Origin of the sequence: Paenibacillus nuruki (assembly GCF_963311185.1) — a bacterium.
GTDB lineage: Bacteria > Bacillota > Bacilli > Paenibacillales > Paenibacillaceae > Saccharibacillus > Saccharibacillus nuruki.
The window spans coordinates 3,315,570-3,331,559 of sequence record NZ_OY725677.1 but is presented as its reverse complement, the minus strand read 5'-3'; the positions used below and the strand labels follow the sequence as shown (position 1 = coordinate 3,331,559).

11 protein-coding genes are annotated in these 15,990 nt (G+C 39.5%); 5 read left to right on the top strand and 6 right to left on the bottom strand.

What is annotated here, in order from left to right; all coding sequences use genetic code 11:
- Nucleotides 1-64: 64 nt before the first annotated feature.
- Together RCP16_RS14795 and RCP16_RS14790 are read left to right on the top strand one after the other, a co-directional pair.
- On the top strand, nt 65-1,348 hold the full coding sequence (locus tag RCP16_RS14795) for an MFS transporter (protein ID WP_308640656.1): 1,284 nt from the start codon (nt 65-67) through the stop codon (nt 1,346-1,348).
- Nucleotides 1,349-1,645: 297 nt separating this feature from the next.
- On the top strand, nt 1,646-3,190 hold the full coding sequence (locus RCP16_RS14790) for a cellulase family glycosylhydrolase (protein ID WP_308640655.1): 1,545 nt from the start codon (nt 1,646-1,648) through the stop codon (nt 3,188-3,190).
- A 90-nt stretch (nt 3,191-3,280) separates the two neighbouring features.
- On the opposite strand, the gene RCP16_RS14785 is transcribed toward RCP16_RS14790, so the two are convergent.
- The 5 genes from RCP16_RS14785 to RCP16_RS14765 all read right to left on the bottom strand — a co-directional run bounded on the left by RCP16_RS14785 (nt 3,281) and on the right by RCP16_RS14765 (nt 8,029).
- The gene (locus tag RCP16_RS14785; protein ID WP_273593299.1) at nt 3,281-3,694 is read right to left on the bottom strand and encodes a toxin-antitoxin system TumE family protein; all 414 of its coding nucleotides are present in this window, start codon (nt 3,692-3,694) and stop codon (nt 3,281-3,283) included.
- Nucleotides 3,691-4,371 carry a helix-turn-helix domain-containing protein gene (locus RCP16_RS14780; RefSeq protein WP_308640654.1) on the bottom strand — a complete coding sequence of 227 codons (681 nt, stop codon included), beginning with the start codon at nt 4,369-4,371 and terminating at the stop codon, nt 3,691-3,693. Before RCP16_RS14780 ends, RCP16_RS14785 begins: the two co-directional genes overlap by 4 nt.
- A gap of 146 nt (nt 4,372-4,517) precedes the next feature.
- Nucleotides 4,518-5,603 carry a hypothetical protein gene (locus RCP16_RS14775; RefSeq protein WP_308640653.1) on the bottom strand — a complete coding sequence of 362 codons (1,086 nt, stop codon included), beginning with the start codon at nt 5,601-5,603 and terminating at the stop codon, nt 4,518-4,520.
- A gap of 114 nt (nt 5,604-5,717) precedes the next feature.
- Nucleotides 5,718-6,503 carry a Cof-type HAD-IIB family hydrolase gene (locus tag RCP16_RS14770; RefSeq protein WP_069326745.1) on the bottom strand — a complete coding sequence of 262 codons (786 nt, stop codon included), beginning with the start codon at nt 6,501-6,503 and terminating at the stop codon, nt 5,718-5,720.
- A gap of 203 nt (nt 6,504-6,706) precedes the next feature.
- Nucleotides 6,707-8,029, bottom strand: coding sequence for a nucleobase:cation symporter-2 family protein (locus RCP16_RS14765; RefSeq protein ID WP_308640652.1), 1,323 nt, complete (start codon nt 8,027-8,029; stop codon nt 6,707-6,709).
- Between the two features lie 484 nt (nt 8,030-8,513).
- Here RCP16_RS14765 and RCP16_RS14760 point away from each other — a divergent pair, with 484 nt between their 5' ends.
- The 3 genes from RCP16_RS14760 to RCP16_RS14750 all read left to right on the top strand — a co-directional run bounded on the left by RCP16_RS14760 (nt 8,514) and on the right by RCP16_RS14750 (nt 14,347).
- Nucleotides 8,514-10,973, top strand: coding sequence for a rhamnogalacturonan lyase (locus tag RCP16_RS14760; protein ID WP_308640651.1), 2,460 nt, complete (start codon nt 8,514-8,516; stop codon nt 10,971-10,973).
- Nucleotides 10,974-11,159: 186 nt separating this feature from the next.
- Nucleotides 11,160-12,881: a helix-turn-helix domain-containing protein gene (locus RCP16_RS14755; RefSeq protein ID WP_308640650.1), complete on the top strand. Its 1,722-nt coding sequence runs from the start codon at nt 11,160-11,162 to the stop codon at nt 12,879-12,881.
- A 167-nt stretch (nt 12,882-13,048) separates the two neighbouring features.
- Nucleotides 13,049-14,347 carry a galactokinase gene (locus RCP16_RS14750; protein ID WP_308640649.1) on the top strand — a complete coding sequence of 433 codons (1,299 nt, stop codon included), beginning with the start codon at nt 13,049-13,051 and terminating at the stop codon, nt 14,345-14,347.
- A 124-nt stretch (nt 14,348-14,471) separates the two neighbouring features.
- Here RCP16_RS14750 and RCP16_RS14745 read toward each other — a convergent pair whose 3' ends face one another.
- The gene (locus RCP16_RS14745; RefSeq protein WP_137221235.1) at nt 14,472-15,848 is read right to left on the bottom strand and encodes a glycoside hydrolase family 64 protein; all 1,377 of its coding nucleotides are present in this window, start codon (nt 15,846-15,848) and stop codon (nt 14,472-14,474) included.
- Nucleotides 15,849-15,990 lie beyond the last annotated feature (142 nt).

Below are 15,990 nucleotides of genomic sequence, written 5' to 3'. Positions count from 1 at the left end.
ATTCTTGCAGTTAGCAGTGCGCTTGATGGAGTAGGAGCAGACTGATGAAGGAGGGAAGGCAGTTTTGAAACGTTTGATTTGGATGGGAAGTTTATTTTATTTATTAATGGGTGCCATTAAAGTCACCGTGGCAGCGATTGTCACCGTATTATTGCCGCTCTATGATCGGGATTATACCGATGCAGGGGCACTGATATTTATTGAATTTGGAGCATCGATTATTGGGATGTTGATTCAGCCATGGTTAGCCAATCGGATATCGAAAAAAACGATGTTACATATAGGCGCAATCGGTGTAGCAGCTTGTTATATTTTGATTGCTTTCTTACCTCCATGGTCGATCTTAATTGTAGGTATTGCGATAGCAGGATTCCTTGGAGGCATTATTGAATCGGTGATTGCCGCAGTTATTTTGGAAGGGTTACAGTCTAATGCGGCGATTGCCATGAGTCGTTTGGAAATTGCTTTTGGTGTAGGTTCATTATTATTTCCATTAGCGATTGGAATGTTAGTTCGTTCTGGGTTATGGAATTATGCGCTATTAGGAATAGCAGTGTATTGTATCTTTTTATCTTTGTTTGTGCGATTCAGTCGTTTTGAAGGGGTGGAATCGTTATTTTTACCACGTCATCTAACCGATCTTCCTCATGTGGTTCCAGCAACAGCCGCTTCTTCAGGGCCTGTCGGTGCTGTAGTTGCAGCAGCGGCAACAAATCATCCTTCTGCTCGACTTAAACGATTGTGGGTAGGTGGAAGTCTGTTATTACCATCGTTTGTATTTCTCTTTTTCTTATATGGAGCGACTGATATTGGGCTGGTCAATTATTTGCCATCTTTGATGTTAGAAACAGGTATGGCAGATGCAGGAACAGCACCGATCAGTGTCACAGTGTTCTGGGCGGCGATGATTGTAGGACGGATGTTTGCCGGTTATGAAGCAGAACGGATCGGCTACCGTCGATATTTATTTATTCATTGGAGCAGTATGATCGTGTTACTGTCTTTATTTGCTCTTAATCGCAATCCTGTACTGAGCTATATATTGATCGTATTGTTAGGGTTAATGTTATCCGGTCTTTATGTGGTTACACTGGTCTATATGAAAAAGTTAATGCCCAAAAATATAGCCCGCAATACCAGTATCGTCATGGCAGGTTGTGCGATTGGCGGAGGATTGTTCTCTGTTGTGGCAGGGCGTATGCTGGATACAGTCTCTCCTTCGTATGTGCAATGGATGATGGCAATTGTCGCATTATTGAGTCTGATCACTTATGTACTATATGCTAAAGAATCCAATATGCAGATCGAACAGAATGAATTCGCACATGCAGAAGGGTCTATCAAATAACAAATCATTTTTTTAACAGCTTTCAGCCAACTTATGTTCAGAGCATTTTTCTGAAGTGAGTTGGCTTTTTGTATTGCTTTTATATATTCAAAAAGTAACAGTATAACAATAAGGAAAATGGTGTTAAAACAGATTCAGATCACCTGCATAAGGTAATACATACTATCACCTATATTATGGTATTAATTAGTCTCTTTTACACAAAAAACTATATTTATGACTAAAGTTACTCTATAATAGGTGAATATCTAAAAATAACATAATTTTACATTAATTAAGAAGGTGAGCTGATAATTAATGAAAAAGACGATGTTTAAGAAGTGGAGCGCTTCGGTATTAACTGCTGTATTGACGTTATCGCTAACCACTTCCGTCTGGGTACCACAAGTAAGTGCAGCGACAACGCCAGTGCAGAAGTATGGTCAATTATCGATTGCTAACGGACAATTGGTCGATAAAAATGGCGTGCCTGTACAATTAAAAGGAATGAGTTCTCATGGTATTCAATGGTATGGCAACTATGTGAATAAAGATACGATGAAATGGTTACGAGATGACTGGGGAATTACGGTATTCCGTGTAGCGATGTATACCGCAGAAAATGGATACATTTCAAATCCATCACTTAAAAATAAAGTGAAAGAAGCGGTTGCAGCAGCGCAGGATCTTGGCGTCTATGTGATTATCGATTGGCATATTCTTTCAGATAATGATCCGAATATTTACAAAACGCAATCCAAAGCCTTTTTCAGTGAAATGGCAGGTCTATACAAAGATTCACCGAACGTGATCTATGAGTTAGCTAATGAACCAAACGGTGGAGTGACATGGAATGGGCAGATTCGTCCATATGCGCAAGAAGTAACGCAGGTCATTCGTGCCAAAGATCCAGATAATATTATTATTGTAGGTACAGGTACATGGAGTCAGGATGTACACGATGCGGCAGACAACCAGTTGCCTGATAAAAATACGATGTATGCAGTCCATTTTTATGCAGGGACCCACGGACAATTTTTACGAGATCGGATCGATTATGCACTTAGCAAAAAAGCCCCTGTGTTTATCACCGAGTGGGGAACTAGCGACGCTTCAGGGAATGGTGGACCTTTCTTAAGCGAATCGAAAGTATGGACTAATTTCTTAGCCAATCGTAAGATTAGTTGGGCAAACTGGTCACTCGCAGATAAAAATGAAGCTTCAGCAGCACTTGTAGCCGGAGCCAATTCTAGCGGTGGATGGACAGCGAATAATCTGACGACTTCAGGCAAATTTGTACGTGATGAGATTCGTCTAGGAGCAACCACAACAGAACCAGATACAGACACTCCAACGCCTCCAACAACAGGTGGAGATACCGGTACAACAACACCAACAGATACTAAAAGCAAACTGGTATTGCAATATCGTAATGGTGATAGTAATCCGACCGATAATGCCATTCGACCTATTTTCAATATTAAAAACAATGGCAGTACAGCTGTAGATCTAAGTGATCTCAAAATTCGTTACTATTACAGTGATGAAAGTCAGCAAAAGCAACAATTTTTTATCGACTGGGCGAGTGTAGGTGGAACTCATATTAGCGGTGCGTTTGGTACACCGACAGTATCCAAAACGACAGCTAATCGCTATGTCGAGTTCAGTTTTGGGAGTGGAGCGGGTTCTATTCCAGCTGGAGGACAAAGCGGAGATATCCAAGCTCGTATTCATCCAGTCGATTGGAGTAATTATAATGAAGCTAACGATTACTCTTATGGAGCTAATCAGACTACGCTAACCGATTGGAACAAAGCAAGTATTTACAATAAAGGTACGTTAGTATGGGGCACAACTCCATAATGAAGAAGTCATTATTATAATGATATTAAAAAAGGAGAGCTATCCTATAGATAGCTCTCCTTTTTGTTGTATGTACATACTTCGATAGAATTACAATGTTTCTTTACTCATCATATGAATAAAAATAAGTTCGAGAATAGCAGGAAGTTCTTGATGATAAAAGTTAGAATAACGTGTTAGATTATGCAATTTTGCTTCATCAGGTGGATGAATATGATGGGGCTCAGTCAACGTCTGATATTTGGGGTCATCAGGATGCGGTTCAGAATGAAATTTAATAATTCTACCTTCTGATTGTTCCCAATCATAATAGGAATAGTCAATAATACCTTTACTGATTCGTTCTGTTATTCTAAGCTTACCACCATCTATAAAAACAATAGTATATCGTTGAAAAGATAAGCTACTCATAAGCCCCGAACCGTCTCCATCACGCAGATCTGTAATGATGTGACGAAATTCTTTTTCTATAAGTGTAATATTAGAAGGATAACGTACAGTCATCGTTTAAAATCCTGTAATGTTCGCAACAATTGTTGCCATTCTGTAAAATCGCGTTGTTGTTGTGATGTCATTATAGTAGATGTAACTGTCACTTCTTCATAAGTACCCTTGTACTTTTGTTCATAATGATAAATCGCATCAATCAGTTCTTTCATTTCTTCAATAGCTGTTGTAGGACGAAGAGATGTTCGTTCTACTTCAGTTTGGTATAACTCAGAAGCTTCTTTAATCGTGATATTTTCTCCAGTAGTGGACAGATAAATAGCATCTTCTGGAATACGTGCTTGTTTGAAACGTTCCCCTTTTTCTACACCTACAATTCGACCTTTATGGATCCAATTATTGATTGTAGCTACACTGACTCCAAAAAAGCGTGCAATATCTCCAGTGGTATATTTTTTGTTCGAAATCGTAGGGTCAGTCGCTATATTGATTTGATGAACAAGAATTAATTGAAAATATTGTTGTAATTGTTGCACAGTTAAATCATCTTCTAAATGAATTTGTTGCACAAGGTGTTCAGCAGATACAGGAGACGTCTTTTCGATATATTTAAGTAATACTTTGAGAAAAGTAGATAATTGAACCTGATCTTGTTGATCCAATTGTTGGGCAATTAAAGATGGAATTATAATGGCTTCTGCCAAAGCAATTTCTCGTTCTGTTAATGTACTCATAATTTTCACCTCTATCTTTATCATACAATGTCCATTCTTAAACTTCAACTAAACTTAAAATAAACATCAATAAAAGTGCTTATTTCATTCAAACAAAAAACCAGCTCATTCTTGTGGAAGAAGTAGCTGGTTTCATATATTTTGACTTAACGACTTTGTGCTGAACTGAGGCGACCGTTCCAGAAATACAGATAGGCTCCAGAATAGATCCATTGCTCATACGTTAAAGAAGATGATTGATACGTATTTTTATCAGAAGGTTCGCCCCAGGATAATGTGACCTGTTCGCGGGTCATATTGCTTAATAATTTATTTTTACTAATAGCTGTCCAGACACTATTGCTCCAATTGTACACAGTGCGTGGATTTTTGGCCCATAAGATATCACTTAGCATCATACCTGTATCATATTGTCGATTGAGTTTGATCCGGACTTGCTTGCCATTGGATTTTTGCAACGTAACAAAAGCATCATTTTGATCATTTACTCGCACAGCGATAAATGTTAACTTTTCCAAATGGTTAAGATCGCTTCCGTTATATGCGCGATTGTCGAACCAGACAAATTTGCCGTGCCAGTTCTGGTTAAATGATGTCAGTTCGCTATCTAACAGAAAGTCCAAATCAGATACTGGACTATTGAACTCATACGTATCGCCTGATTTATTTTGAATCGTTAGAGACAAGCTGGAAGAAGCATAGCGTATATTGGTGATCCAGTAGGCTCCCGGATAATAGAATGGATATATTTTTTGACCGATAAAATAACCGTACTTCGCAGGAAGCTGACTAATGTTAGTCAAAATCTCACTGGATGCACGCTTGCCTTCATCATCACTCCAAATAAATAAGGATTGAGCACTAGACGCATATTTTCCATCCAAATCGGTAATCGCTAACAACGATTTGTACATCACATAAGTTACACCTGCATAAGCAAATGAATTGGATTCATTGACCGTAATACTACCTTTATTACCAGTAATCGTAAGCGGACTTCCATATTGAATTGTGATACCTGGAATCCGATCCATGATCTTAATCGGAATATACAGTTTGTTGTTGTTCACGAACTGGGTGTATTGCTGGGTGATCTGAAATGTACCATTTACAAATAAAAATACGCTTTGATATGTACTTCCTTTTACATTGACAGCATGAGTGGTATGGCTAGGCATAATGACGACAAATACCATAATCCAACTCAACAGACATAACAATCCTTTTTTCATTGTGAAAAATCCCCTTTTTCTCTATAGATCTGACAAAGATGTAAAATTACATCCTTTTCAAATATCGGAGAAAAAGGGGAATAAATGAAGATAGTTGCTATAAAAGTTAAATGATTAGTCTAACAACCCGACCATTTGTAGTCCATGTAAAATTCCATTTTCATCTACAGATTTGGTAATATGGCGAGCAACCGCTTTGGCTTCAGGTTCAGCATTGCCCATCGCTACACTGTTATAGATTTGTTTGAGCATTTCCACATCGTTAAGTCCATCACCGAACGCATATTGTCTTTCTTCAGGGAAGCCTAACTTTTCGGTGATTTTGGCGATGCCATGTGCTTTGGAACCACCTTTGGGTAGAACATCGACAGACATCGGATGCCAGCGGATAAAATCAAATGATTTGAATTCTTGCTCATATTTCTTCTCAGCATCACCAATACAGAACAGCAGACATTGATACATTTCTCTACCTTGATGATATAAAGGATCATATGTTGGGAACTTATTGACTTTGAGCGTATGAATACTGGTTGTGATCATTTCATCTTCTTCCGGTACACTTGCTCTCATATCATCAGCATCCATGTAGACGAGTGGATTATTCTGTTCTAATGCCGTCTGCGTCAATTGAAGTAAAGCGTCTTTGTCCAGCGGATTGGTATAGATCACTTCTCCACGTAACACTACATATTGACCGTTATAACTGACATACGTATCAATCTCAAGTTCCTCACGAATATCGTCAAACATAAAAGGCGCACGACCTGTAGCAATCGCAACTTCGTGACCCCGTGCTTTGAGATCGAATATCGCTTTTTTAGTGCTTTCGGGTAACTTTTTATCAAAATCTAATAATGTTCCATCAATATCGAAAAAGATAATACTTTGATTAGACATGAGCAGCTCCTATCGTGTTCATCTATTTTTGGTATATACAGTATGACTCTATTATAACCGTGAAACTAGATCTATGTCTTGCCTTTCAGGAGAATGACTAGCAAAATAAGCAAAAAGAAGCTACTTTTTAGGATAGATTGAATCCATGAAAAGTAGCTTTTTTATAGTACATATTACATTCTTCTATAGATAGTCATACGGTATTAATGTTGCTCAATCGTTTCGACTTTGGCAGGTAAGGTGGAAGGACGTTTGAATCGGATAGGTAAATGGAAAAATAGATTCAATAGAATAGCAGATAGGCTACCTGTGATCGTACCATCACTTACAATAATACGTAGTGCTGAAGGAAGCCCTGCAAACAACTCCGGTACGACAGTTGCTCCAATTCCGAGCGAGATCGAGCAAGCGACGACTAGCAGATTGCGTTGATCTTTGAAGTTCACTTCGGTTAGCATTCGAATACCTGAAGCGACAACCATTCCGAATAATACGACTGTAGCTCCACCTAGAACGGCAGCAGGAATAATAGTAGCCAGTGCAGCAATTTTGGGAACCAAGCCAAGTACAATAAGAATACTTGCCGCAGCAACGATTACATTACGTGTTTTGACACGGGATAATTCTACAAGCCCTACATTTTGAGCGAAAGTGTTGTATGGAAAAGCATTGAACATTCCTCCCAGTACAATCGCTAGTCCTTCGGTACGATAACCACGCGTCATATCTTGCGGGGTTAATTTCTGATCACATACTTTACCTAAAGCTAGAAAAACACCTGTGGATTCAACAACGATGACCATACATACAATAATCATCGTTAAGATCGGCGCAATCTTGAATTCCGGAGTGCCGAACATGAAGAATTGTGGTAAATGAAACCAAGAAGCTTCGCCTACACTGGCAAAATTGACTTTGCCCATCATAAAAGCAACAACGGTACCTGCAACAATGCCTATCAATACCGATAACGAACGCATAAATCCGGTGAAAAAGCGATTGATGATTAAAATGAGTAATAGTACGCCGAATGAAAGAAGAAAGTTGGTGAGGCTACCGAATTCAGGGCTATTAGCTCCACCCGCCATATTGCGAATACCTGTGGGAATTAAGGAAAGACCAATCACAGTTACAACCGTTCCAGTCACAACCGGAGGGAATAAGCGAATAATTTTGCCGAAAAAGCCAGCGAATAAAAAGAAGAATAATCCAGCAGCAATAATCGCACCATAGATCGCATTAAGTCCATACTGATTGCCGATCCCGATCATAGGTGTGATCGCTACAAAAGAACTTCCTAACATCACAGGCAGTCCGATACCTAGATATTTGTTTTTCCACGCTTGTAACAGGGTAGCTATCCCGCATGTTAATAGATCAATAGCGACCAGATAAGACAATTGTTCTGCTGTCAGATTCAATGCTCGTCCAACTAACAAAGGTACCAAGATAGCGCCTGCGTACATAGCCAGTACATGCTGTAATCCTAAAGATAAAATTTTACCACCACTTGGTTTACTGTCCATATTATTCGCCCCTTTTGAATATAGTTTGACATACCACGTTAACAAAACAATGAATTAACGTAATAATATCGCTTGTATCTCTATTTTGACGATAGATATTATATGTATTTGTGCAGAAATATAATTTGAAGACTTTAATTTATGCACATTTATAAATTATATGTAAGTTAATATAACATTAAAGAAGATATATAGCTGATCAGTACAACAAAACATACCAATAGAACCGATTATACAAAAAAATAAGCGTATACAACGGCACTGTTATTTAAACAGATGTCTCTGATTTGTGTACACCTTTGAGAACATCACAAATTTATAATAAAAGAGCTACCTGTAATAAATAATAGAACAAGATCATGGAGCGAATGTTATAGAAAAGGAGGAGTGTAGCGTACGGTTCAAGCAGGGCATAACCTGCATAGTAATATTCACTTATTCACATTTGTAAGCGTTACCAAAATGATAAGGATGGTGAAGGGGTATGAAAGACAAGCAATATTCGTTAACAACTAAAATCGTAGCCGCCGCTTTAGGCATCGTACTGATATTACCAACAAGTGGATTATTCGCAGCTGATTCTACAGATATGTCTATTGCATCTTCTAAAAGTAAAGCCAATAAAGGTGTTCAATTGGAATATCTGGATCGAGGATTGGTGGCAGCCAAAACAGCAGAAGGTATTTTTCTAAGCTGGCGCTTACTTGGAGATGAAGCCAACGGTTATTCAGAGACAGGGCTTACAGGCACTGATTTTGCTTTGTATCGCAATGGTACATTTCTAACAGTGGTGACAGATAGCACGAATTATCTGGATCGTCAGGGAACAACAACTGCTAAATACACGGTAGCCCCAATCAAACCGAAAAAGCCTCGTACCGATCATTCAGTAGCGACAGTGACAGAATCTGCGTATAACGAATCGTCTACACAGACGACCGACATAGAAGAATCCAATCTAACTACGTATAGCACTAACTACGATCTTAAAGATTTACGCAAGCCTGACAAAAAGAAATTAAGTGCTCCTGCAACAGTCTGGAACGACACCTATTATGATCTGCCTTTGCAAAAACCGGCGGATGGGGTGACGCCTGCGGGTGAAGCCTATACGTATACTGCGAATGATATGAGCGTAGGAGATGTCGATGGAGATGGAGCTTACGAATATTTTGTGAAATGGAGCCCTTCCAATGCGAAAGATGTCTCGCAGAAAGGATACACAGGCAATACGTATATCGATGCTTATCAGTTAGATGGTCGACTGTTGTATCGGATTGATCTAGGTGTGAATATTCGTTCGGGCGCACATTATACACAATTTATGGTGTATGACTTTGACGGAGATGGCAAAGCCGAAATGATGTTCAAAACAGCGCCAGGCACTAAGATTATTCGTTATAATTCACGTGGTAAAGTCTCTTCTGAGAAATACATTACATTACCCAAAGCCGATAAAAAAGCAGGGTATGCGAATACCGATGATTATCGTTTAAGCAGTAGTGGCTACTATGATCATGTGGTGGATATGTTTATGGGATGGCGTGATCAAGAAGAAGTGAAGAACGGTCACTGGCCACAGACGCTTGAAGAATGTTTTGGGATTGCGCCTAAATACAATTATCCATTATCTCGTGTTGATGCAGAAGCGTTGACCGACTACTTTATGGATGTGTATGCTCCTTCACGTAGTGCACGGAATGATCTGCGGACGTTTGAAGGATTTATTTTAGACGGACCAGAATACTTGTCTGTTTTTGAAGGCGAATCAGGGAAAGAACTTGAAACGATAGCTTATGAACCCGATCGACATGATGATGGATTGATGTGGGGCGATTATGCGATGTCACGAATCGAACCGGGCAACCGTGTAGATCGCTTTCTAGCAGGTGTAGCTTATCTCAATGGTAAAACACCTTCAGCTGTATTTGCACGTGGATATTATACACGCTCTGTGCTTGTATCCTACAATTGGGATGGACGTCATTTGCAAAAAGTGTGGAATGCAGATAGTGGATGGACGCCGATGAGCAATCCATTTAACGATGGCCCTCATGGTGTTAATGGAACCGATCCTGAATTGGGTACACTGACTACACAAGGTGCTCATTCATTGACGATGGCAGATGTAGATGGAGATGGCAAAGATGAGATTGTATACGGCTCTGCTACAGTAGATGATGATGGTAGCTTACTTTATAGTTCAATGGATATGATGCCTGCTAACAGCGCAACACCGGGAGTGATAGCAAGGCTTGGACATGGAGATGCGATGCATGTCACTGATATTGATCCGAACCGTCCGGGAATGGAAATCTATATGGTGCATGAAGGTGGAACGTATGCGCCTTATGGATATAGTATGCGTGATGCTCAAACAGGCAAAGTGATTTTTGGAGCCTATAGTGGTAAAGATACAGGACGTGGCATGATTGGCGATATTGATCCTTCTCGTCCGGGTCTTGAAGCATGGTCAATAGATATGCGTACAGCTGATGGTCAGCAGATCGGAACCAAGATCCCCGGAACCAATATGAATATTAAATGGGGCGCTGATCTAACTACTCAGATTATTGATGGTGCTCGTGAAGTGACACCTACCATTCAAGATTGGCGCAAAGGAACAGTGCTTACAGCAACAGGCACGCTAACCAATAATGATACGAAAGGCACACCTTCACTGGTAGCGGATATCTTTGGCGATTGGCGTGAAGAAATGCTGGTACGTACAACCGATAGTTCAGCGATTCGTATCTATCTGAGTACAGAAGTCACCAACCACAAATTGTATACATTATTGCATAATACACAGTATCGTACAGGAGTGGCTCGTCAGAATACAACGTATAATCAACCGACATATACTGATTTTTATTTTGGTTCTGATATTGACTGGTCGACCGTACCTTTACCGAACTTTTATACTGCTGGAAAAAGAAAGTAAAGTCCAAATAGTTAAATAATTGTTAACTGCCTGTTGCTTTTATGGATTAGAATTTAGATAATCCCTAAAAAGTAGCAGGCTTTTTAGCATAGATATGATGACTACATTATACAAACAGTTCTCTCACATTATATAATGCTAACAGATAAATGATAAAAGGTATCATTTACAGAGGAGGTTTGCAGTATGGATATTTACCAGAGTAGCCAGCGTGATCATTCGTTTATGATTCAGCCAGCCATGCATCCGATATTAGATCTATGCAAATCGATCTACTCTTGTCATCTTACTCCTACGCATTCTGTTATGAATAACCGTGCTGCTTGTATGACTCCTTTACGCTCAGAGCATCTTCTAATTTTGGCTTTAGAAAAAGGAACCGTAACCGTTAGACCTGAGTCTAATGCAACTATAGAAATACAGGATCAACCTGAAGCATGGTATTTGCAAGCAGGGGAGCTATTATTTGTACACCCGGACACAGAGCTACAGCTCTCTTATGGTGAAGAAGGATGTCTACATATCATCACTTGTGAGCGTTATAATCTAGTACAAGATTGCATGAATCAGATGAGCTACCAGTTATGTTATCAAAGCTTGCCTAAGCATGGAACGATCGTGAGTCGTAATACCGCCTATTCGTTTGAGCTAATTCAACAAATGTTATTATACGTCGATCAAGACACAGAGCAGATTCATGTCTTATTGCACAAATTATTGCAACGGATCGATTGTTCATCGGATGGGTCTAATGATAAATATGTAACCCGTTCTATGCATCAGATCGCCAGTTATATTCGTTATGCTTCAGAGCAGATGTTAACACGTGAAAGTGTAGCAGCACAGACCAATCTGCATCCACATTACTTTTCCGAAGTGTTTAAAAAAGAAATAGGGTATACCTTTTCCGATTATCTTGCGATCTGGCGGATTAACAAAGCGAAAGAACATTTGTTATGCACAGACAATACCTTACATCATATTGCAGAAGAAATAGGATATAGTGATGGTATTTATTTAAGTAAAAAATTCCGTTCATTTACCGGCATGACTCCCGGAGCTTTTCGAGCACGCAAAGGAACACAACGTATTGCTGCTTTTCCATTTGCAGGTACATTATTGGCACTAGGTATTACTCCACTTGCGACTGTGTTTGAGATCAATCAACACTCCAAGTTATTAGAAGAAGAATTATCTTCGGTTCCGATATGGAATCTGGATAAAGGAGCTCATCAATTACCAACAGAATGGCAACTACAGTTACCTGAATGTACAGTTGACGATGTGCAACCGGATCTGATTATTATTGCTGATTGTATCTTAGATCATCCCAAATTATTTGAACAATTAAAATCGATTGCGCCGCTATTTATCATCGAACGGGGTGTACGCAGTCCTATTGATGAATTGTTGTATGTGGGGCAAATTCTTAATCGTCAGCATCAAGCAGAAGAGTGGGTCATACAGTATCAATATCAGATCGAAGTCGCTAGACAACAATTAGAACTAGAACAGGTCACTCAGCAGACTGTGGGTTTGTATGAGATGTGTGGTGATCATCAGATTGCGATCTGGGGAGAAACGACCCGAGCAGGTTATAACTTGTATCGAGCCCTCAAATTAAATCCACCTTGTCCTATTCGTCACGATATATTGGAAGCAGGAGGGTTTAAATTGATTGCAGAACATCTTTTGCCACAGTATGCAGCAGATCATATGTTTATTGTTGCTCCGGCATACTGGTTGGAAGGTATGGAATCGATGATGCAACAACATCCTATTTGGAGCCAACTCCCTGCTGTACAAAATGGACAAATCTACGGATTAAAATTAGAAGAATTCGGTTATGATGACGGCTTAGCTTTAGAAAGACAGCTGCGTATTCAAGTTAATTATTTAACAAATTAAGTTAAGATGATTCTATAAATGGAAATCAAAAACGATTCTATTCCAAAAAGTGCAGAATCATTGCAACAATACCCTGACAATTCCGCAAAATTTCAGTACAATCAATATAGGAACAGATATAAGCAACATGGGAGAAACTATTTTTAATATTAAAGGGGATATTTAACATGCAATTGAGAACGGTTACAGAAAACTTGCAACAATACAATACAGACAAGATGCAACAATTACTTGTAGATATGTACGGACAAGAACAAGTACAGCACCAATTGGATCGTTACCAACAACTCATGAACAGTTATCACCAACAATTTGGAGATGGTAATATTCAATTATTCAGTTCTCCAGGTCGAAGTGAAATTGGTGGTAATCATACCGACCATAACTACGGTAAAGTGCTTGCAACCAGTATCAACCTAGATACAATCAGTGCAGCAGTACCTGTAGATAAACCTTATATTACAATTGTGTCTGAAGGCTATAGTGATGTATACAAAATCCATACGTCTGAATTAGAACCTGTTGAAGGCGAAGGCGGTACACTCGCGTTGATCCGTGGTATCGTTGCGGGCTTTGTGAAATGGGGACTACATGTAGGCGGATTCAATGCTTATGTCTCTACAAATGTACTGGCAGCTTCTGGATTGAGCTCTTCTGCTTCGTTCGAAATGTTGATCACAAGCATCTTAAATACGTTCTACAATGACAGCAAAGTCGATATCGTCAATATGGCTCGAATTGGACAATATGCTGAAAATAAATTCTGGAATAAACCTTCTGGACTATTGGATCAAATGGCTTGTGCGCATGGTGGATTAATTGCAATCGATTTCATTAATCCCAAAGAACCTGCGATTCAACACGTTCCTTATGATTTTGATGCACAAGGATATGAAATGGTTATCGTAAACACAGGAGGCAACCATGCCGATCTAACTGCTGATTATGCGGCTGTACCGGAAGAAATGAAGGCGGTTGCGGAAGCATTAGGTCATGAAGTGTGTCGTCAGATTAGTCTGGAAGAAGTGTATAGCAATTTGGCACGTCTTCGCGAACAGACAGGAGATCGTGCAGTATTACGTGCACTTCATTTCTTAGAAGAAAATGATCGTGTCGATGAGCAGGTCAAAGCGCTACAAGCCAACGAATGGGATCATTTCCTAGAGTTAATAACTGGTTCTGGTAATTCATCATGGAAATGGCTCCAAAACGTATATCAAGATTCCCATACCCGTGAGCAAAGTATTTCGATTGCTTTGGCGATTACTGAGATCTTCTTGAAGCAAAAACAAGCAGGCGCATGTCGTGTACATGGTGGCGGATTTGCAGGTGTTATTTTGACGATTTTACCTAAAGAATTAGTCAGCGAATACACAGCACTTATTCAAAAAACATTGAATACATCTACGTATATCATCAATGTACGTCAACATGGATCGATCTGCTTGAATAACTACTTAAATTAAAGAATACATTTTTGTAACATATACAAGGCATCATGATTGAACAGAAAAAAGCCTGCTTCTACACTGTCAAAATGACTTTGACCGTAGAAGCAGGCTTTTTTGTATATGATTATCGTATATCGTTTTACCAGCCGACCCGAATAATCAATCCTTTAGGATCACCGACTTCGAGATACGAAGCTTGTTGATTGTAATCATCATAAGCGAATCCGTACGCTAAGCGATTGATACTATGATCATGCCAGAACTTCGCATAGTAATTAGCAGGTGCAGCTTTGTAATATTGAGCAGGATTACTCCAGTTCGCTTGATTGTCATAGACATGACGATTGATCGCTGAACATGTACCTGAATCCTCTGCAAGTCTACCATTACATAACAAGATCTCCTGCGTGCTGTAATTGCTGTATCCAGCAAAATAATTCGCTTGTGTACCATTTACCCCGAATGCTCCATGAATGGGTGCTACGATCCGGTAAGGCGCTTGTACGTCGGCAAGAGATTGGAATGCTGAAGGTACTTCACTGCGATACTTACTAAATAGACCTGATCGTGTTTCTGATTCCAATTCGCCTACCGTCTGATCGTAGTTACCTGCACGATTCACAAGGCGATGCTGTAAAGGAAAACCAAAACCATCTACACGTGTCGTATTTCCATGATATCCAGTACCATCAACAGTGAATTCTACAAAATCAAAATAGATATTACGGTTAGGGTCAGCAGGGTTATTGATGTCCGGGCCTGCAAATCCATCATCATATGTTTTGATATAACAAGGTGAACCTACACAGATAAACATTCGACCGGAATCGATTTTCGGCATATTCACCCAATTGATCTGATCCAGCGTACTGTAGATATTGGCGTAATTGACTCCATTTTTGGTGAGATGCCCTGTAGCATTGTTGAGTGCGGTAGAGATAGGTTTGAGCTGACCGCTATTATCGAGATAACTCCATTGTTTAGTAGCAGGATTGATTCCGAGAATGCCCCAGTAAATCTGATTATTTGCATACGCACCTTTGGTACCATTAAGTACTTTGAACGATAGTACGCCATTACCTGTAGCTGTAGGAATAGAAGCCGCAGGTATACTGTAGATTGAATCAGAACCTGTTCCGGGATTAGTGGGTGTAGTTGAACCGGATGTGACGGTATAGCTAAAGCTAGGGGTATCATAAGCAGAAGTTCCATTATTGTACGTAAATGAATATTTGATCACTTGACCGGTTGCTACATTGGATACATTTTGAATATACCGCTTAGATCCACTATCATACGTCATACGCAGATTTTGCAAATTACCCGAGTTCACCGAGTAATGGATATCTACCCATGATGTATTTACACTCGAAGAGAACCAGATTGTTGCTGTTGTGCCTGAAGTGGTGGCTCCTTGGGTGTAATCAGCCGCAGATACAGATGATGAAGCAGGGGAGAAGAGATTGCTTGTCAGAACAAGTACAGATAAAAGCAAGAAGTAAACCATTTTCTTCATACGTATATCCTCCTATTCAAATTGTATGCGATTGCAATTTCGCTTTTAATTATTTCAATATATGGTAATAAATACAAGAAAAAAACCATGTGTAATCCTCATGTGTATTTCTATGCCAAACTTTCTTAATTTAAAGAAACTT

Excerpts from the sequence above, each read along its gene's own strand:
- RCP16_RS14770 (WP_069326745.1), bottom strand. The coding sequence starts at position 6,503 with ATGTCTAATCAAAGTATTATCTTTTTCGATATTGATGGAACATTATTA.
- RCP16_RS14790 (WP_308640655.1), top strand. The coding sequence starts at position 1,646 with ATGAAAAAGACGATGTTTAAGAAGTGGAGCGCTTCGGTATTAACTGCT.
- RCP16_RS14780 (WP_308640654.1), bottom strand. The coding sequence starts at position 4,371 with ATGAGTACATTAACAGAACGAGAAATTGCTTTGGCAGAAGCCATTATA.
- RCP16_RS14750 (WP_308640649.1), top strand. The coding sequence starts at position 13,049 with ATGCAATTGAGAACGGTTACAGAAAACTTGCAACAATACAATACAGAC.
- RCP16_RS14785 (WP_273593299.1), bottom strand. The coding sequence starts at position 3,694 with ATGACTGTACGTTATCCTTCTAATATTACACTTATAGAAAAAGAATTT.
- RCP16_RS14745 (WP_137221235.1), bottom strand. The coding sequence starts at position 15,848 with ATGAAGAAAATGGTTTACTTCTTGCTTTTATCTGTACTTGTTCTGACA.
- RCP16_RS14775 (WP_308640653.1), bottom strand. The coding sequence starts at position 5,603 with ATGAAAAAAGGATTGTTATGTCTGTTGAGTTGGATTATGGTATTTGTC.
- RCP16_RS14760 (WP_308640651.1), top strand. The coding sequence starts at position 8,514 with ATGAAAGACAAGCAATATTCGTTAACAACTAAAATCGTAGCCGCCGCT.
- RCP16_RS14765 (WP_308640652.1), bottom strand. The coding sequence starts at position 8,029 with ATGGACAGTAAACCAAGTGGTGGTAAAATTTTATCTTTAGGATTACAG.
- RCP16_RS14755 (WP_308640650.1), top strand. The coding sequence starts at position 11,160 with ATGGATATTTACCAGAGTAGCCAGCGTGATCATTCGTTTATGATTCAG.